The organism is Sulfitobacter sp. PR48 (assembly GCF_028807335.1).
Classification (GTDB): Bacteria; Pseudomonadota; Alphaproteobacteria; order Rhodobacterales; family Rhodobacteraceae; genus Sulfitobacter.
In genome coordinates this window covers 30,687-48,827 of the sequence record NZ_JARAMM010000024.1, presented here as the reverse complement: position 1 = coordinate 48,827, position 18,141 = coordinate 30,687, and the positions used below count along the sequence as shown (strand labels likewise).

Sequence of the window (18,141 nt, the reverse complement as noted above, 5' to 3'; positions counted from 1 at the left end):
CCCGGGCTGACACCCGGGCCAAGGCTTGTGGCTGGCGTCGTGGAAGAACGATTTCGTTGTTTCGGGGGGAGCGGGTGCAGGAACGTGTTTTTTCAGCAGCCTCACGCCGCGCCCCTGATGGGACCCGGCGCTATTATTGCACTGGAACCGGATCAGGCCGCGACGCGGCTGTCCAGCACGTCGCCAACCTGCTTGGCTGCGGCGTTTTCATCGCCACCGCTGACGGCGGCCACTTCACGGGTCAGACGCTCAAGCGCCGCTTCATAAAGCTGGCGCTCGGAATAGCTCTGCTCGCGCTGGTCGTCGGTCCGGTGCAGGTCGCGCACGACCTCGGCAATCGCGATCAGATCGCCGGAGTTGATCTTTTGCTCGTATTCCTGCGCCCGGCGGGACCACATGGCGCGCTTGACCTTGGCCTTACCCTTGAGGGTCTTCATGGCATGGGTGATCACGTCAGGCGAGGACAGCGCACGCATCCCGATCTCGGTTGCCTTGTGAGTCGGCACACGCAGGGTCATCTTGTCTTTCTCGAATGAAATCACGAAGAGCTCCAGCGAGATGCCGGCGACTTCCTGCTCCTCGATCGAGATGATCTGCCCGACGCCATGGGCGGGGTAGACAACAAACTCATTGGGGCGGAAATCAAGCTTTTTCGATTTGGTCATGTGGCGGCTCCTGAAGCGCGGGGATCTCCCGCTGTTGATTGCAGTGCTGAACCGACGGTCAAACGCGCATCCGGCTTGCGGCTGTTTCCTGCCACATCCGGCTGCGCTTGATCGTGGAATGGTGTTTTAAACCCCTGATGGCGGCATAATATTTGAACGTCCGCATCCGAAGAGATTGACCGTCATTGTCAGCGTTGCTGCATCATAGCACAAAAAAGGGGCATCCGAAAGATGACCCTTGGTAACATTGACGCGCGCCTTTAAATAACAACGGATTACGGGCATTTCTTCATGTTGCAGGTGAAGAAACTTTGCGAATCACCCGCCCTCGCCGGGTCTTTCGGAGAAATACTTCTCCAGCTTGCCGGTCTCGCCGTCGCGTTCCTCGGCTTCGGGCAGCGGATCCTTCTTGGTGATGATCACCGGCCAAAGCTCTGAATACTTTCGGTTAAACTCCACCCATTTTTCCATGTCCGGCTCTGTGTCCGGGCGGATCGCATCGGCGGGGCATTCCGGTTCGCAGACGCCGCAGTCAATGCATTCATCGGGGTGGATGACCAGCATGTTCTCACCCTCATAGAAGCAATCCACCGGACAGACTTCGACGCAGTCGGTGTATTTACAGGCAATGCAGGCATCGTTGACGATATAGGTCATGCGGGGATCTCTGTCAGGGTCGCTGAGGGTCTGAGTAAATCAGCGCAAGGGATCATTCAAGGTGCCGGGACTTAGAAAGATCAAGCATGCGCCGGTCCTTCTTTGTCGGGCGACCTTTTCCGTCAAAGGCCGGATTTTCAGGCAGTTTGTCCTCTGATCGGGGGGCTGGCGGGGACATGTCGGTGTAAAGCCCCTGCGCCTCGGGCGCCGGGCCGCGTCTTGTCCCCAGCGCCTCCACCCGGATCACGCGCACATGATCGCCGGTGGCAAAGGTCAGCACGTCGCCTGCGCCGACCATGCTGGCCCGTTTGGTCGTCACCACCCCGTTGATCCGCACCGCCCCGTCAGAGACCCGCGCCGCAGCCAGCGAGCGGGTCTTGAAGAACCGCGCCTGCCACAGCCATTTGTCCACGCGCAGTTTCGGCGCGGGTTCTGACATTTACTTGTTGTCCTTCAGCCCCATCAGGGCTGCGGCAAAGGGATTGTCCGGGTCGATCTGCTTTTCCTTCCTGGGGGGACGCGCCGAGAAGTTCTGCGCCTTTGCCCCCTTGTCACCGCGCGGCGCACCCTTGCGGGGTTTGCCCTTGCCCTTGGGCCGGTCGCCCCCGGCCCCGCCGCGGCGCTGGTTGGTGTTGGCACGCGGTGCGCGGCCCCAGGTGAAGGTATAGAAGACTTCGGTTTCCGGTGCCGCGATGCCTGCATCGGCGGCGGTTCCCTGCGGTGTCTCGCCTTCGGAGACCTGGGGGATCTGCTCTTCCGCCTTCGGCGTCTCGGGCACATCCGCCGCCACCGGGGCGATGCCCTCATCAGGCATGTCGGCCACGGGTTCCGGCTCATCGGCCGGCGCCTCTGCTGCGGGCTCTGCTGTGATCCCGCCTGCGGGTTCTTCCGCCGCCACATCCATCACCGGCGTGTCGGGTGTTTCGGCAGGCGCCTCCGCGACCTTGGGCGCGCCATCCTTCGGCGTTGTCAAATCGACCGGTTTTACCTTTTCCCGCTCGCCCTTTTCGGCCTTGTAGCCCAGACCCTGCATCAGCTCTGCAAATTGCTCCAGTGTCATGCCGGTGATCGACAGCATGTCTGCCTTGGCCTCGAAGCCGCCGCGCGAATCCTCGCCGCGCAGCATGTCGGCCAGCCGTTCCAGCATGTCGATGCGGATCGCACGCGCCCCGGCGTTGCGATACCCCGACATCGTGTCGGCCCCCTGCGGCGCATCCGCCTCGACCGGGATCGTGACCAGGCCGGGCGGGGGCGATTCAGGAAATTCGTTCAATCCCTTCGCCAGGGACCACAGCACCAGCCGCAGCCGTGTCGGCGCGGGTTTCAGCAGCAGCGGCATGAAAATGGTGAACTGGCCAAAGCGGATGCCATGTTTGCGCAGCGCGCCACGGGCATCCTGATCCAGGGCCTTCACATCTTCGGCAACCTGGGCACGGGGGAGGATGCCGAAATTCTCGACCAGCTGAAAGGCAAAGCCCTTGGCAAGCCCTGCCAGCGCCTCGTCCCGTGCAAGCGACAACAGCGGCTCGAACAATGCCGCAATCTTGCGGTCGATGAAATGTTGCAACCGGCGCTGCACTTTCTGCACAACCTCGGGTCCGGCCACGTCATCGACAAAAACCTCGACCTGCGGCTTGAGCGCATCGCTGCCCGGCACCAATTTGCCCACGGCAGAAGACCCCCACATGAGGCCGCCCTGCTCGGTAAAGTCGATTTCCGTGTCAGGGGCGTTGTAGAACCGATCCGCCCGCAGGTGAAACTGCGGTGCCAGCGCCTGAAGGGCGGCAGACTTGATGGTCTTTTCCTCCGCCCCGCCGGCACCCTTGTCGGCGCGGAAACGGAACCCGTCCAGCTTGCCTACGTATTCACCTTCAACAGTAACTTCACCGGTCTCGTTTACATCGGCCACCATGGCTTCCTTCTGTCCTAGCCGGCGCAAAAGCACGGATGTGCGCCGATCTACAAATCTCTGGGTCAGACGTTCGTGCAAGGCGTCCGACAGTCGGTCTTCTACGACACGGGTTGCCCCGCGCCAATGACTTTCGTCTCCGGTCCACCCTTTGCGTTGCGCCACATAGGTCCATGTGCGGATAAACGCCAGTCGCTTTGACAACGCATCAATGTCGCCATCGGTTCGATCTATGCGTTTGATTTGTCGCGCGAGCCAGTCATCGGGGATGCGGCCCGACTGGTGCAGGTCGCAGAAAATGCGTTCCAGAAGGTCGGCATGTTCGGCATGGCTGATGCCGCGAAAGTCGGGAATGCGGCAGACATCCCACAGCAATTTCACTGATGGCCCGTCACTGGCGCGGGCGAACACTTCGGTCACCTGCCCCAGCGCCTTGAGCGCGCGCAGATCATCCGCTTCGCGCGCGCGGACCAGGCGTTCGTCCTCGGGCTTTGCCTCCAGCGTTTCGATCAGCCGGTCGATGGAGCCGAACTGCAGCGCGTGGTTGCGCCAGTTGATCTTGTTCTGCGGGGTGAACTGGTGATCCATGATCGCCCGCGCCACCGCATCATCCAGTGCCGGCGCATCGCCGGTGGTGCCGAATGTGCCGGATTTGAACCCACGCCCGGCACGGCCCGCGATCTGTGCCAGTTCATTGGGGGCCAGCTGGCGCATCCGGCGGCCATCGAACTTGGTCAGGCTGGAGAAGGCGACATGGTCCACATCCAGGTTCAGCCCCATCCCGATGGCATCGGTCGCCACCAGGAAATCGACCTCGCCGTTCTGATACATGTCCACCTGCGCGTTGCGCGTGCGGGGGGAAAGCGCGCCCATCACCACTGCCGCACCGCCCTTCTGGCGGCGGATCAGCTCGGCAATCGCATATACATTCTCAACCGAAAACCCGACAATCGCGCTTCGCGGACGCATGCGACTTATCTTTTTCTGACCTGAATAGACCAATTCTGACATACGCTCGCGGTGCATGAACTGCACCTTGGGCACCAGCGCCGCGATGGTGCCGCGCATGGTATCCGAGCCCATGAACAGCGTCTCGTGCAGCCCGCGCATCCGCAGCAGACGGTCGGTAAAGACATGGCCCCGCTCGGGATCGGCACAAAGCTGGATCTCGTCCACAGCGGCAAAATCGGCTCCCATGCCCTCCGGCATCGCCTCGACCGTGCAGACCCAATACTGGGTGCGGGGCGGCACGATGCGTTCCTCACCGGTGACCAGCGCCACCACCGAAGGGCCGCGAAGTGCCACGATACGGTCATAAACCTCGCGCGCCAGCAGGCGCAGCGGCAGGCCGATCACCCCGGTCCGGTGCGCCAGCATCCGCTCGATGGCATAGGTCGTCTTGCCGGTATTGGTCGGGCCCAGAACGGCCACGATCCGCGCATCGCTCGCCACGAGAAGTCTCCGATCAGAGTTCGCGCCCGATCCCGTCGCGCTGCAGCCGTGTCAAGGCCTCGCCCGCATGAGGATGGTGGGGATAAATGGCCAGCACACGGCGATACAGGTCAGCCGCGCGGCGCAGGTCGCCGAACTCCTGAACCATGACGGCAAAACCGAAAATTGCCTCGAAATGCTGGGGGTTCAGGGCCAGGGTCCGTTCCAGATCGTCCAGGGCGGGGCCGTAACGTTCGGCCCTGAAAAACGCCTCTGCCCGCGCGTGATAGCCTTCGGCAAAATCCGGCGCATGATCGGTCAGCGCGGTGAAATGATCAATCGCCAGAAGGTAGTCTCCTTGCTCCATCGCGTCGCGGCCCCGCTTGAGCAACAGGTCCATTGCCGCAGATCCGGACCGCCCCCAGGTGGTTTCCACCTCGCGGGCAACCCGTGGTGCCTCGCCTTCGGGCGCGGTGCGCAGTTTCTCCAGCAGTTCGGGGGGCACGGTATCTGCCACAGTCATGCCACTAAGCAACACTAGTGTGCCAAGTGCCGTAAGGTGACGTTTGAGGTTGACGCTGAACATACGCATAACAAAAGTGAATGTAACAGGCTGCCGCCGCAAATCCAGACGTGTCGGAGCCAATTTGCCAAAAAGGGCCCGAAATGAGCGATATTGTGAACCAAGCCGTTGCGATCCTGAACGAAAAGCTGAGCGCGGCTGATTTTGACGGCACCGCGAAGTTCGACATCCAGGGTGAAGGCGCGATCATGATGGACAGCACCGGCGCGCGCGCAGGGGATGAAGAAGCGGATGTGACCCTCAGCGCGGATGCCGACACCTTCCAGTCGATTCTCGAAGGGGATACCAACCCCACCGCCGCCTTCATGTCCGGCAAGCTGGCCGTTGACGGCGACATGGGCATGGCAATGAAACTGGCCTCTGTCCTGGCCTGATGCAGCTGGAACCCGCCCCCCTTTTTACGGATGTGATGCCGGGACCTGACGGCGGTCAGGCCCATTGGGCCATGACCTCCGACGGGAAGCGGATCAGGGTGGGTTCCTGGCCATTGGACCATGCGCGGGGCACCGTGCTGCTGTTCCCCGGCCGGACCGAATATATCGAAAAATACGGCGTGACCGCCCGCGAATTCGCCGCGCGCGGCCTGGCCACGATGAGCGTCGACTGGCGCGGTCAGGGGCTGGCCGACCGGTTGATCGACGACCCGCTGGTGGGCCATGTCGAGGTCTTTTCCGACTATCAGAAGGACGTGGCGGCAATGATGCGCGCGGCGCGCGAACTTGGCCTGCCCCGGCCTTACTTCCTGCTGGCCCATTCGATGGGCGGCTGCATCGGGCTGCGCGCCGTGATGGAGGGGCTGGGGGTTCAGGCCGCCGCCTTTACCGGGCCGATGTGGGGCATCTACATCAAGCCGCAGCTGCGCTTTCTCGCCGGGATCCTTGCCCGCAACATGCCGCGTTTCGGGCTGGGCCACGGCCTGCCCCCCGGCACGGTCAAGGAGCCCTATGTGCTGACCGCGCCTTTCGACGACAACATGCTGACCACCGACGCGCAGATGTACGACATGATGCGCGACCAGCTGCGCGCGCATCCCGAACTCTCCCTCGGCGGGCCCAGCTACATCTGGCTGCGCGAGGCCCTGGCCGAGACCGAGCATCTGGCGGGCCGCGCCGCCCCCAGCCTGCCCGCCGTCACCTGGCTGGGCACCAACGAACGTATCGTGAATACCCCCCATGTGCATGCAAGGATGGCAAGCTGGAAGGGCGGACGGCTGGAAATGGTCGAGGGCGCCGAACACGAGATCCTGATGGGCTCCGACAGCCAGCGCAGCGCCATCATGGACGGTATGGAAAAGCTGTTTCTGGGCACGGTGACTCGCTAAGGCGCAGGTGCCAGCTATATTGGCTGGCATGGCACGCACAAAGGTTCTGACATTCACCGAAAAAGGCATCTATTGCCCCGCTGGCGATTTCTACATCGACCCCTGGCGGCCGGTGGAGCGTGCGCTGATCACCCATGGCCACGCCGACCACGCCCGCAGCGGCATGGGGTCCTATCTGGCCACCCATGCCGCCCTGCCCGTCATGCGCCATCGTCTGGGTGACATCCGCGCCGAAGGCATCGCATTTGGCGAGACCCGCCGGATCGGCGGCGCGGATGTGTCCTTTCACCCCGCCGGGCATGTGCCGGGATCCGCACAGATCAGGGTCGCCCTGGGCGGCGAGGTCTGGGTGGTCTCGGGCGATTACAAGCTGGTCGATGACGGGTTTTCCGAAGCCTTCGCGCCGGTCAAATGCCACCATTTCATCACCGAAAGCACCTTTGGCCTGCCGGTGTTCCGCTGGATGCCCCAGCGCGATGTCGCCGGGCAGATCAACAGCTGGTGGGCGTCCTGCGCCGCCGCGGGCAAGACTGCCTTTCTCGGGGCCTATGCCCTGGGCAAGGCGCAGCGCCTGCTGTCGATGCTGGACCCTGAGATCGGCCCGATCCTGACCCATGGCGCGGTGGAGGCGACCAATGCCGTGTTGCGCGATCAGGGGCTGCGCCTGCCTGCCACCATCCATGCCACCGATGCGGTCGATCCGAAACAGCATCCGGGTGCGATTGTGGTGTCACCGCCCTCGGCGCTTGGCAGCAAATGGGCGCGGCGGTTCGGCCCGCAGGAAAGCGCCTTTGCCTCCGGCTGGATGGCCCTGCGCGGTGTGCGCCGCCGGCGCGCGGGCGACCGTGGCTTTGTGATTTCGGACCATGCCGATTGGCCCGGGCTGCTGTCGGCCATCACGGAAACCGGCGCTGAAAATATATATGTAACGCATGGTTACACGGATGTCTTCACCCGTTACCTGAACGAAAACGGCTGGCAGGCTCAGGTCATCCCGACACAGTTCGAAGGCGAGACTCTCGACGCCGGAGAGGCGACATGAAGCGGTTCGCGCAGCTCTTCAACACCATCGACCAAAGCACCAAAACAAATGTGAAGGTCGCGGCACTGGCCGATTACTTTGGCGATGCGACAGATGCGGACCGCCTGTGGACAATCGCCCTGTTCTCCGGCCGCAGACCCAAACGCGCGGTCACCACCACCCGCCTGCGCGAATGGGCGGCCGAGCTGGCAGGCATCCCCCTGTGGCTGTTCGAGGACAGCTATGCCGTTGTCGGCGATCTGGCCGAAACCATCGCGCTGGTGCTGCCGCCGAACCCCTCTGACGATGACCGTTCCCTGACCCATTGGATCACCGAATTGCGCGGTCTTGCCGATGCGTCGGAACCGGAGCGCAAGGCCTTTGTCCTTGCCGCATGGGCGGCCCTCGGCGGCACCGAGCGGTTCCTGTTCAACAAGCTGATCACCGGCGGTTTCCGCGTCGGCATCAGCCAGAAACTGATGACCCGCGCCCTGGCCCGGGCCACCGGCAAGCCCGAGACCGAGCTGGCCCATCGGCTGATGGGCAACTGGCACCCCGATGACACCACCTGGCACGCGCTGATCGAGGCGGCAGATGCCTCTGCCGATGCCTCGCGCCCCTATCCCTTCTACCTCGCCTATGCGCTGGAGGAGGGACCGGAGGGGCTGGGCGCTACCGGCGCCTGGCGCGCGGAATGGAAATGGGACGGGATCCGCGGCCAGTTGATCCTGCGCGACGGCGAATATTACGTCTGGTCGCGCGGCGAAGAGCTGATGACGGACCGCTTTCCCGAACTTGCCCGCGCCATCGACCATATGCCTTCCGGCACGGTGCTGGACGGTGAATTGCTGGTCTGGCTGCCCGGTGCCGCGGCACCCGCCTCCTTCAACGCCTTGCAGGCCCGGATCGGGCGCAAGACGGTGCCAAAAAAGCTGCTGGCCGAGGCGCCCGTTATCCTGCACGCCTACGACCTGCTGGAGTGGCAGGGCACGGACATCCGCCACCGCCCCTTTGCCGACCGCCGCGCCTTGCTGGAGGCGGCCTGCGCCACCCTGCCCGCTGATGCCCCGATCCGCCTGTCGCCGCAGATCCCCTTCCACGCATGGGACGCGCTTGCCGCACAGCGGTCCGCCGCACGGGCGGCGCAGGCCGAGGGGCTGATGCTCAAACGGGCCGACAGCCCCTATCTGGCGGGGCGCAAGAAGGGCGATTGGTGGAAATGGAAGCTGGACCCGCTGACCATCGACGCGGTGATGATCTATGCGCAATCGGGGTCGGGGCGGCGCGCCAATCTGTTCACGGACTTCACCTTTGCGGTCTGGAACGGCAATGAACTCGTACCCTTCACCAAGGCCTATTCCGGCCTGACCGACGCGGAATTCCGCCAGATCACCGCCTGGGTCCGCAAGAACACGCTGGAACGTTTCGGCCCGGTCCGCAAGGTGACCCCGCATCATGTCTTCGAGATCGCCTTTGAAGGCATCCAGCCCAGCCCGCGCCACAAGTCAGGCGTCGCCCTGCGCTTTCCCCGGATAAAGCGCTGGCGGCAGGACAAACCCCTGCAAGAGGCGAATACGCTCGACGATCTGAACGAAATGCTGCGGCAATATGGCTAAGGCGCCCCGCCTTAAACTTGAATCGCCGATACCGTGCCGCGCTTCGCGCTCTCGGGACATCGACGATACCGGATGTATCAGGTTAAAGGCGGGACGCTGTAGGCTCTCTTTTTGGCCTCAAATATTCCTCGGTGGGGGTTCGGGGGAGGCAGACAGCCTCCCCCGCCTTGTCCCCGCGCCTCACCCGTCTTAGGTAATGGGCAAATCAACACAAGGTCACTCACATGTTCCAGCTTCCCTTCCCCGTCCATGACGCAAACGCCACCGGCGGCAACAAGAACCTGGGCGATCTGCCGGAATGGGACCTGAGCGACCTCTATACCGGCGAGGATGCGCCGGAACTGAAACGCGATCTCGACTGGCTGGAAGGGGCCTGCGCCAGCTTTGCCGGCGATTACGAGGGCAAGCTGGCGGATCTCGACGCCGCCGGGCTGCTGGACTGCGTGCTGCGCAATGAAAAGATCAACCAGATCGCCGGGCGCATCATGTCCTTTGCCGGGCTGCGCTACTACCAGCTGACCACCGATGCGGGCCGGGCCAAGTTCATGTCCGACCTGCAGGAGAAGATCACCAATTTCACCACGCCGCTGGTGTTCTTCACGCTGGAACTGAACAAGCTGCCCGACGACCACCTGGACGGGCTGCTGGCGCAGAATGCCGATCTGGCGCGCTACAAACCCGTTTTCGACCGCATCCGCGCGATGAAACCCTATCAGCTGTCGGACGAGCTGGAGCGTTTCCTGCACGACCTCGGTGTCGTCGGCGACGCCTGGGAGCGGATCTTTGACGAGACCATCGCGGGCCTGGAATTCGAGGTGATGGGCGAGACATTGGGCATCGAGGGCACGCTGAACCTGCTGACCGACCCCGACCGCGACACCCGCGAGGCGGCGGCCCGCGCGCTGGCAGAAGTGTTTGCCGACCGGATCAAGACCTTTGCCCGGGTACACAACACCCAGGCCAAGGAAAAGGAAGTCATCGACCGCTGGCGCGGCATGGAGACAGCCCAGACCGGCCGCCACCTCAGCAACCATGTGGAGCCGGAAGTGGTGGAGGCTCTGCGCAATGCCGTGGTCGATGCCTATCCGCGCCTCAGCCACCGGTACTATGAGCTGAAACGCAAATGGCTGGGTCTGGACAAGATGCAGGTCTGGGACCGCAACGCGCCCCTGCCGATGGAAGACCCCCGCATCGTCAATTGGGCGCAGGCCGAAAAGATGGTGATGGAGGCCTATAATGCCTTCGATCCGCGCATGGGCGACCTGGCCGAGCCGTTCTTCCGCAAGGGCTGGATCGATGCCGGCGTGAAGCCGGGCAAGGCGCCGGGGGCCTTTGCGCATCCCACGGTGACCGATGTGCACCCCTATGTGATGCTGAACTATCTTGGCAAACCGCGCGACGTGATGACCCTGGCGCATGAACTGGGCCATGGCGTGCATCAGGTGCTGGCGGCGGGACAAGGCGAGATGCTGTCCTCCACCCCGCTGACACTGGCCGAAACCGCAAGCGTCTTTGGCGAGATGCTGACCTTCCGCAAGATGCTGGACGGGGCGAAATCACAGGCCGAACGCAAGGTGCTGCTGGCGGGCAAGGTCGAGGACATGATCAACACGGTTGTGCGCCAGATCGCCTTTTACGATTTCGAATGCAAGCTGCACGCCGCCCGGCGCGGCGGGGAGCTGACGCCCGATGACATCAACGCGCTGTGGATGTCGGTGCAGGCGGAAAGCCTGGGACCGGCCTTTGAATTCATGGAAGGGTATGAAACCTTCTGGGCCTATATCCCGCATTTCGTGCATTCGCCCTTCTACGTCTATGCCTATGCCTTTGGCGACGGTCTGGTGAACGCGCTTTACGCCGTCTACGCCGAGGGCGAGGAAGGTTTCGAAGAGAAATACTTCGACATGCTCAAGGCAGGCGGGTCCAAACACCACAAGGAGCTTCTGGCCCCCTTCGGGCTGGATGCCTCGGACCCGGCGTTCTGGGACAAGGGCCTGTCGATGATCGAAGGGTTCATCGACGAATTGGAAGCCATGGAAGACTGATCGGGAAAAGGCGCAGAATATGCCCGGCGGGCTGCGACAGTTTTACAGGAAACAGGTCAGACGGCGCATCCTGCGGGTGCTGATCTGGGTGCGCCTGCATGTGCCGCCCGGATTGCGCCTGGTCCTTGGCATCCTGCTGATGATCGGCGGCGTGTTCAGCATCCTGCCGTTTCTGGGCCTGTGGATGCTGCCCGCCGGCTTTTACATCGCGGCGCTTGATGTCGTGCCGCTGTGGCGACGGCTGCGGGGGCGCCGCAGACCGGTCACTTCAACTGCGAATCCTTCGAGCCCCGCCGGTTTATCCCGCCCCGCACCGCCGTGCGTGCCGCCCGTTCCCGGGCGCAATCCACACAAAGTTTGACACCCGGCAGCGCCTCGCGGCGCCGCTGGGGAATTTCTTCTTCACATTCCGCGCAATGCGTCAGGCTCTCGCCCTGCGGCACCTTCCGCGCCCTGAGCCGTGCCAGTTCGTCATTGATCGAGGCTTCGATCTGTTCCGATACCGCGCCGTCGCGCGCCCATCCTCCGGCCATGTTCATTCCTCCGATGTCCTGCACAGAATAGCACCCCGTCGCGCCACGTCACCCCTATGCGTCGGGCCGAAGGATGTTAACCTGTCAGGAACAACAGCCGGAGGCCCCCATGCGTATCGTCAAAAGACTTCTTGTCGTCATCCTGGTGCTGGTGGCGGTGGGCCTGATCGGCTTTTTCGCCTTCGCCCCCGCCTATGTCGAGAAATCCCGCAATGCCGTTGTGCCGCATGACCCCTACCCCGTGTCCGACGTCGCACGCGCCCTGCACGACAGGCTGGTCATCGGTGACCTGCACGCGGACCCGCTGCTGTGGAACCGCGACCTGAGCCGGCGCAGCGATTACGGCCAGGTCGACATCCCCCGCCTGCTGGAAGGCAATGTGGCGGTGCAGGTCTTTACCGCCGTGACCAAATCCCCCGCCGGTCAGAATTACGAGGAGAATTCGGCGGAAGCCTTTGACAATGTGACCGCGCTGGCCATCGGCCAGCTCTGGCCGCCGCGCACCTGGAACAGCCTGCTGGAACGCGCGCTGTATCAGGCGGAAAAGCTGGAAGCGGTCGAAGCCGCAATGCCCGACCAGTTCCGCATCATCCGCACGCGCGCCGATCTGGACAGCCTGCTGGCGGACCGTGCCGCAGGCCAACAGGTCGTTGGCGGCATTCTGGGGATCGAAGGGGCGCATCCGCTGGAGGGTGAGATTGCCAACCTCGACAAGCTCGAAGCGGCGGGCCACCGGGTCATCGCGCTGCAACATTTCTTTGACAACGCCCTGGGCGGGTCCTTGCATGGCAAGGGCAATCAGGGGCTGACAGACTTTGGCCGCGCGGTTGTCGAACAGGTGGCGCAGCGCGGCCTCGTGCTGGACCTCGCCCATTCCAGCCCGGCGGTTGCCCGCGACGTGCTTGAAATCACCGACATCCCCCTGATCGTCAGCCACAGCGGCGTGACCGCCCATTGCGAAACGCCGCGCAACTTTCCGGATGAGCTAATGCGCGAGATTGCCGCCACCGGTGGGGTGATCGGCATGGGCTATTGGGATGAGGTCACCTGCGGCGATTTCACCCCCGCCGGGGTCGCCAGGATGACGCGAACCGCCATCGACCTGCTGGGCGAGGATCACGTCGCCCTTGGGTCGGACTTTGACGGCTCGGTCACCACCGCCTTCGACACATCGGAACTGGCAGCGCTGACCCAGGCCTTTCTGGATGAAGGGCTCAGCGAGGATCAGATCGCCAAGGTCATGGGCGGCAACATGATCCGCGTGCTGCGCGCCCGGTTGAAGTGATCAGGCCCTGCGCGCGGCATAGATCATGTCGATCATCCGCTGCGTGCCCTGGCTGAACTCCAGCGAACAGGGGTACTCTGCCCCCTCCAGCACGCTGCGGCCAAAGGCCTCGACCTGCAGGACGTAGTGATTGACCGCCGGAAAGCGTTCCACGGTGATGCTGCTGGCCGAGGTTTCCAGGTGCAGTTCCGCCTGATTGAAAACGCCCGCGTTGAAGGGGCAGGACAGCCGCAGGATGCCCTTGTCACCATGCAAGACGATCTCTTGCCGCGGGGCCATGCGGGTGGAGACGATGGCGCCATAGGTGAAATCGCCAAAATCACCCGCGATCCGCGCGGTGGTATCGACGCCATGCTGGAATTCGATCCCGGCATAGGAAATTTCCCTGGGCTCCGCCCCGGTGATGAAGCGCGCCGCACCGCAGGCATAGACACCGATATCGGGCAAGGCGCCACCGCCCGCATCAGGCTGGTTGCGGATGTTGCCCAGATCGTCGTTGTAGTAGGAAAATGTCACGTTGACATGGCGCAGGTTCCCCAGCGCGCCCTCCTTCAGAAGGTCCCGTGCCCGCCGCATCTGCGGGTGATGTGTAATCATGAAGGCTTCGGCGCAGAACAGCCCGATCCGGTCCCGTGCGGCGATGACAGGCTCGAAATCCGCCGCTTTCAACCCCAACGGCTTTTCACACAACACATGTTTGCCCGCCTCCAGCGCCTTGATCGTCCATGCCACATGCAGGTGGTTCGGCAGCGGGATATAGACGGCGTCCACCTGCGCATCCGCCAGCAAGGCCTCATAGCTGTCATGCACCCGCAACCCGGGCGCAAAATCGCGAAACCCCTCCGCCTTTGCCGCCGAAGAGGTGGCGAGTGCCGAAAACTCCGCGCCCCTGGCGGCGTGAATGGCGGGGGCCATGTGCTGCCTTGCAAAATTCGACGCCCCCAGGACGCCCCAACGCAAATGGGTCATGTCTTCTCCGATCCTTGTTTCGGGGGAGCCTACCGCATTGGCCTGTCACCACAAGTTCAGACAAGAAAAAACCCCCGCAGCGGGTACTGCGGGGGTCTGTTACTGTTCAGGCAGCGCTCAGGCGTCGGCCATCATGCCCTTTTCGCGGGCCAGGTCACGCATCCGCTTTTGCAGCTTTTCAAAGGCGCGCACCTCGATCTGGCGAATCCGCTCCCGGCTGACATCATATTGCGCCGAAAGGTCCTCAAGCGTCACCGTCTCATCGCTCAACCGGCGCTGGGTCAGGATGTCCTTTTCGCGGTCGTTCAGCACTTCCAACGCCTCGCCCAGCATTTCGCGCCGGGTTTCCAGCTCGTCCCGCTCGGCATAATCGCCCGCCTGGTCGGCGTCTTCGTCCTCCAGCCAGTCCTGCCACTGCATGGTGCCTTCGCCTTCGGAGCCGACGGTGGCATTCAGCGAGGCGTCACCGCCCGACATCCGCCGGTTCATCGAAATCACCTCGGCCTCGGTCACGCCCAGCTGGGTCGCGATGGTCTTGACGTTCTCGGGGCGCAGGTCGCCCTCCTCCAGCGCGCCAATCTTGTTCTTGGCCTTGCGCAGGTTGAAAAACAGCTTTTTCTGACCCGAGGTCGTGCCCAGCTTTACCAGCGACCAGGACCGCAGGATATATTCCTGGATCGACGCCCGGATCCACCACATCGCATAGGTGGCAAGGCGGAAGCCCTTTTCGGGGTCAAAGCGTTTCACCGCCTGCATCAGGCCCACATTCGCCTCGGAAATCACCTCAGCCTGCGGCAGGCCATAGCCGCGATAGCCCATAGCGATCTTTGCGGCCAGACGCAGATGGCTGGTGACCATCTTATGCGCGGCTTCGGTGTCCTGTTCCTCCACCCACCGCTTGGCGAGCATGTATTCCTCTTCAGGTTCCAACAGGGGGAACTTGCGGATTTCCTGCATGTAGCGGTTCAACCCGCCTTCAGGTGTCGGTGCCGGCAGATTTGCATAATTTGCCATCAATTGTCCCTTTCCCAGTCTCGGGGGGCCTGTTCTACAGTTATGTTTAAGGCCTTAACATCCATATGGTCAGCGCTAACAGGTGTTTCAAGTCGGCCCGCGCCGGTTTTTCCCAAACCAGCGCCGGTTTTCTTTAGATTGCCACAAGAAAGGTAAAGAAAAAGGAATCTTTCAACCCGGTCACGCGCTTGTGCGCGTCATCCCGCCGGGCGCAGCAGGTCCAGCAGATCGGCCATATCCGCAGGCAGCGGCGCTTCAAAGCGGACCGCCTCGCCCGTGACCGGATGGTCAAACCCCAGCACGGCGGCATGTAACGCCTGCCGGGCAAAGCCGCGCACCGCTTCCGCGGTGCTTTCGGGCAGCGCCGCCTTGGGCAGCTTGCGCTTGCCGCCATAGGTCGGATCGCCCACCAGCGCGTGACCGGCATGGGTCATATGCACCCTGATCTGATGCGTCCGCCCGGTCTCAAGCCAGCATTCCATCAGCGCCAGCACCGGCGGGGTGCCAAAGCGTTCTACCGTGCGGGCACGGGTCACCGCATGGCGCCCGCCCTGGAACAGCACCGCCTGCCGCTGCCGGTCGGTGCGGTGGCGGGCAAGCTGGGTGGTCAGTTTCAGGATGTTCCCCGGCTCGAAGGATGCCCCCCTCACCCCGCGCAGACGCGGATCGCTGGCCTCCGGCACACCGTAGACCAGCGCCTGATAATACCGCTCTACCGTATGTTTTTCGAATTGCGCGGCCAGCCCGTGATGTGCGGCATCCGATTTGGCCACCACCAGCAAGCCGCTGGTGTCCTTGTCGATCCGGTGGACGATTCCGGGCCGCTTCATGCCCCCCACACCGGACAGATTGTCACCGCAATGGGCCATCAGCGCATTCACCAGCGTGCCTGACGGGGTGCCCGGTGCGGGATGCACCACCATGCCTGCGGGCTTGTTCACCACCACCAGATCGGCATCCTCGAAGAGGATCTCCAGCGGGATCGCCTCGGGCCGGATGTGGCTTTCCTCCGCCTCTTCCACCCCGATCTCCACCTGTGCGCCGGCCTGCACCTGGGCGCGCGGGTCGCGCATCACCTGGCCATCCACCCGCACCGCCCCCTGTTCGATCAGCCGCGACAGCCGGGTGCGCGACAGCGCCGCTTGCTCTGGCACATCGCGGGCCAGCGCCTTATCAAGGCGCGGTGGCGGGCTGTCCGCCAGGATAAAGGTGATGGTCCGGTGCGACATGAGTGATTCCGATGACGATATGACAGAACCGGCCAACCTGCGGTTCCTGCGGCGGCTGGTGACGGTGTTGACCGTGGTGATGATCTGCGGCGTTCTAGTGGTGATCGGCCTGCTTGTCACCCGCCTTGGCAACAGGGCCCCCGACCTGCCCGATCAGATCAGCCTGCCGGGCGGAGCCGCCGCCCGCGCCTTCACCCAAGGCGACCATTGGTACGCGGTGGTGACCGATCAGGATCAGATCCTGATCTTCGACCGGCTGACCGGCAAAATCACCCAGACGGTGCAGATCACCTCGCCCTGATTTCTTTATACCTGAAAGACCTCCGGGGTTTGGGGCGAAGCCCCAAGCCTCTCAACCCGGTGTTCCGTTAAGGTCACAACAGACCAAAGGGTCTAACGGATCACGTCTGGCGGAATTTGGGGGTGGTACCACCTCCTGGTCTCGAACCAGGGACCTCTTGATCCACAATCAAGCGCTCTAACCAACTGAGCTAAGGCGGCACTGGCGCCGATTTAGCCAAGCAGGTCGGGGAATGCAAGACCCTTGGTCCCAGATTGCCGGTCCATTCCTAAAGGGTGATCGACCAATCCTGCTCCACATTCTCTTTCCCGAAGGAGACAACCGGTCTGCTGCTGTTCAGCGTCCAGCCGTTCCTGGCATAGAGCGCACCCGCCGCGCGGTGCGATTCATGGGTCCAGAGCTGCATGTGCCGATAGCCCGCGTCCCGGGCAAACCCCATGCAGGTTTCAAGCATCCTGCGCCCCAACCCCTGGCCACGTGCATCCGGCGTCAGCAGAAACAGCCGCAACTTCGCAGTATCTTCCTCCAGCCGCACGCAAAAAATCGAGCCGAGCCGTTGCCCCGCACGCCATGCAATCCAGCCGCGTTCGCGGGTTGGATCATGTTCAGCCAGAAAATCATCGAGGATCTGCGCAACCAGCACGCCAAAGCTCGCGTCGAAACCTTCGTCCCGCGCGTAATGGACCTCGTGCTGTTCCACCAGCCAATCCCGGTCTTCGGGGGTGAATCTGCGAATCTCGATCTCTGTCATGCGCACAGGATGGCGCGACTGCCGCTTGCCAAGCAAGCCCTGTCAGGATAGCCCTGCATCCCATCATCGGCGGAGAAGACCATGGGAATCAATACGGAACGCGATATCGAGGCTAACCTGCAGATCGGGCCAACCGATGCGGGCATGGTACGGCTGTTCGTCGAAGGTGGCGGTGTGGAATTGCCAATGGATTTCACCCCCGAGGAAGCCGTCGAGATTGCCGAAGAAATCATGGCCGCAGCCCATCGCGCGCGCGGCGGCAAGGGCAAGAAGCGTTAACCTCTCCCCCCGATCTCTACCCCCCGGTCTCTACCCCCAATCCGGCAGCATATCCGGGTCGCGCAGCATCTGCAGCCTGCGCGCCGCGCAAAAGGCGAATTTCTGCACCATGACCTTGCGCCGGGCGGGCGCCAGCCGGGTTTCCGGCCCCATGCGGACAATTTCCGCGCCATAGGCGTCACCGATGATCAGCCCGGTCTCGTCCGGCAGCAGTTCGGTGGGGAAATCCGCATCGACGGCCCAGAAGAACCTGTCCGCCCACTCCAGATAGCCCTCCCATTTCTGGTCGGTCATGAAATCGGCGCGGGAGGATTTGCATTCCACCACCCAGACCTCGCCCTTGGGCCCCAGCGCCATCACATCCACCCGCAACCCCCGGGCAGGCACCAGTTCCTCCACACAGGCAAAACCATGGCTCGCCATGTGCCTGCACACCCCCCGTGCCAAAAGCTGGCCGGGTTGCGGGGCGGGCGGTGGCGGGGTGAGGTCGATCTGGGTCATGGCGAAAATAATGAACATTTCGTGAACATTT

Annotated in this window: 20 protein-coding genes and 1 tRNA gene; 9 read left to right on the top strand and 12 right to left on the bottom strand. The window is 63.1% G+C overall.

The features are described 5' to 3' along the window. Positions 1 to 152: 152 nt before the first annotated feature. The 5 genes from PVW51_RS21955 to PVW51_RS21935 form a co-directional block, all read right to left on the bottom strand. The gene (locus tag PVW51_RS21955; RefSeq protein ID WP_067289183.1) at positions 153 to 665 is read right to left on the bottom strand and encodes a CarD family transcriptional regulator; all 513 of its coding nucleotides are present in this window, start codon (positions 663 to 665) and stop codon (positions 153 to 155) included. Positions 666 to 983: 318 nt separating this feature from the next. Continuing rightward, positions 984 to 1,322 (bottom strand): ferredoxin FdxA, encoded by a 339-nt coding sequence (gene fdxA, locus PVW51_RS21950; RefSeq protein WP_269365413.1) that lies wholly within the window; start codon positions 1,320 to 1,322, stop codon positions 984 to 986. 52 nt (positions 1,323 to 1,374) lie between these two features. Next, positions 1,375 to 1,761 (bottom strand): RNA-binding S4 domain-containing protein, encoded by a 387-nt coding sequence (locus tag PVW51_RS21945; protein WP_269365415.1) that lies wholly within the window; start codon positions 1,759 to 1,761, stop codon positions 1,375 to 1,377. Next, positions 1,762 to 4,683: a helicase-related protein gene (locus PVW51_RS21940; RefSeq protein ID WP_274577524.1), complete on the bottom strand. Its 2,922-nt coding sequence runs from the start codon at positions 4,681 to 4,683 to the stop codon at positions 1,762 to 1,764. A gap of 13 nt (positions 4,684 to 4,696) precedes the next feature. Next, on the bottom strand, positions 4,697 to 5,185 hold the full coding sequence (locus PVW51_RS21935) for a tetratricopeptide repeat protein (protein ID WP_274577522.1): 489 nt from the start codon (positions 5,183 to 5,185) through the stop codon (positions 4,697 to 4,699). A 143-nt stretch (positions 5,186 to 5,328) separates the two neighbouring features. On the opposite strand from PVW51_RS21935, the gene PVW51_RS21930 reads away from it, so the two are divergent. The 6 genes from PVW51_RS21930 to PVW51_RS21905 all read left to right on the top strand — a co-directional run bounded on the left by PVW51_RS21930 (position 5,329) and on the right by PVW51_RS21905 (position 11,609). Then, complete coding sequence (locus tag PVW51_RS21930) at positions 5,329 to 5,619, top strand: SCP2 sterol-binding domain-containing protein (protein WP_269365422.1); 291 nt, start codon at positions 5,329 to 5,331, stop codon at positions 5,617 to 5,619. Then, on the top strand, positions 5,619 to 6,566 hold the full coding sequence (locus PVW51_RS21925) for an alpha/beta fold hydrolase (RefSeq protein ID WP_269365423.1): 948 nt from the start codon (positions 5,619 to 5,621) through the stop codon (positions 6,564 to 6,566). Before PVW51_RS21930 ends, PVW51_RS21925 begins: the two co-directional genes overlap by 1 nt. A gap of 28 nt (positions 6,567 to 6,594) precedes the next feature. Next, positions 6,595 to 7,608 (top strand): ligase-associated DNA damage response exonuclease, encoded by a 1,014-nt coding sequence (locus PVW51_RS21920; protein ID WP_274577518.1) that lies wholly within the window; start codon positions 6,595 to 6,597, stop codon positions 7,606 to 7,608. Further along, positions 7,605 to 9,203: an ATP-dependent DNA ligase gene (locus PVW51_RS21915; protein ID WP_274577515.1), complete on the top strand. Its 1,599-nt coding sequence runs from the start codon at positions 7,605 to 7,607 to the stop codon at positions 9,201 to 9,203. Before PVW51_RS21920 ends, PVW51_RS21915 begins: the two co-directional genes overlap by 4 nt. Before the next feature lie 224 nt (positions 9,204 to 9,427). Further along, complete coding sequence (locus PVW51_RS21910) at positions 9,428 to 11,248, top strand: M3 family oligoendopeptidase (protein ID WP_274577513.1); 1,821 nt, start codon at positions 9,428 to 9,430, stop codon at positions 11,246 to 11,248. 19 nt (positions 11,249 to 11,267) lie between these two features. Beyond that, a complete protein-coding gene (locus tag PVW51_RS21905; RefSeq protein ID WP_274577510.1) occupies positions 11,268 to 11,609 on the top strand; it encodes a hypothetical protein in 342 nt (113 codons plus the stop codon). On the opposite strand, the gene PVW51_RS21900 is transcribed toward PVW51_RS21905, so the two are convergent. Beyond that, complete coding sequence (locus tag PVW51_RS21900) at positions 11,512 to 11,781, bottom strand: DksA/TraR family C4-type zinc finger protein (protein WP_274577508.1); 270 nt, start codon at positions 11,779 to 11,781, stop codon at positions 11,512 to 11,514. The two genes, PVW51_RS21905 and PVW51_RS21900, sit on opposite strands and share 98 nt — an antisense overlap. A gap of 109 nt (positions 11,782 to 11,890) precedes the next feature. Here PVW51_RS21900 and PVW51_RS21895 point away from each other — a divergent pair, with 109 nt between their 5' ends. Then, entirely contained in the window at positions 11,891 to 13,066 is a 1,176-nt protein-coding gene (locus PVW51_RS21895; protein ID WP_274577506.1) for a dipeptidase, read from the top strand. Here PVW51_RS21895 and PVW51_RS21890 read toward each other — a convergent pair whose 3' ends face one another. The 3 genes from PVW51_RS21890 to PVW51_RS21880 all read right to left on the bottom strand — a co-directional run bounded on the left by PVW51_RS21890 (position 13,067) and on the right by PVW51_RS21880 (position 16,278). Further along, entirely contained in the window at positions 13,067 to 14,035 is a 969-nt protein-coding gene (locus PVW51_RS21890; RefSeq protein ID WP_274577505.1) for a Gfo/Idh/MocA family protein, read from the bottom strand. Between the two features lie 117 nt (positions 14,036 to 14,152). Further along, on the bottom strand, positions 14,153 to 15,049 hold the full coding sequence (gene rpoH / locus PVW51_RS21885; protein ID WP_114273427.1) for an RNA polymerase sigma factor RpoH: 897 nt from the start codon (positions 15,047 to 15,049) through the stop codon (positions 14,153 to 14,155). Positions 15,050 to 15,246: 197 nt separating this feature from the next. Then, the gene (locus PVW51_RS21880; RefSeq protein WP_274577500.1) at positions 15,247 to 16,278 is read right to left on the bottom strand and encodes an RluA family pseudouridine synthase; all 1,032 of its coding nucleotides are present in this window, start codon (positions 16,276 to 16,278) and stop codon (positions 15,247 to 15,249) included. Here PVW51_RS21880 and PVW51_RS21875 point away from each other — a divergent pair. After that, positions 16,277 to 16,579: a DUF6476 family protein gene (locus tag PVW51_RS21875; RefSeq protein ID WP_274577497.1), complete on the top strand. Its 303-nt coding sequence runs from the start codon at positions 16,277 to 16,279 to the stop codon at positions 16,577 to 16,579. The two genes, PVW51_RS21880 and PVW51_RS21875, sit on opposite strands and share 2 nt — an antisense overlap. Positions 16,580 to 16,702: 123 nt before the next feature. On the opposite strand, the gene PVW51_RS21870 is transcribed toward PVW51_RS21875, so the two are convergent. Both PVW51_RS21870 and PVW51_RS21865 read right to left on the bottom strand, forming a co-directional pair. After that, positions 16,703 to 16,779: transfer RNA gene (locus PVW51_RS21870), tRNA-His, on the bottom strand. Between the two features lie 68 nt (positions 16,780 to 16,847). Continuing rightward, positions 16,848 to 17,330, bottom strand: a complete 483-nt coding sequence (locus tag PVW51_RS21865) for a GNAT family N-acetyltransferase (protein WP_274577496.1) — start codon at positions 17,328 to 17,330, stop codon at positions 16,848 to 16,850. A gap of 81 nt (positions 17,331 to 17,411) precedes the next feature. On the opposite strand from PVW51_RS21865, the gene PVW51_RS21860 reads away from it, so the two are divergent. Continuing rightward, the gene (locus PVW51_RS21860; protein ID WP_274577495.1) at positions 17,412 to 17,609 is read left to right on the top strand and encodes a DUF6324 family protein; all 198 of its coding nucleotides are present in this window, start codon (positions 17,412 to 17,414) and stop codon (positions 17,607 to 17,609) included. A 30-nt stretch (positions 17,610 to 17,639) separates the two neighbouring features. Here the strand turns inward: PVW51_RS21860 and PVW51_RS21855 are convergent, their stop codons facing one another. Next, a complete protein-coding gene (locus PVW51_RS21855) occupies positions 17,640 to 18,110 on the bottom strand; it encodes an MmcB family DNA repair protein (protein WP_269365444.1) in 471 nt (156 codons plus the stop codon). Between the last annotated feature and the right edge of the window lie 31 nt (positions 18,111 to 18,141).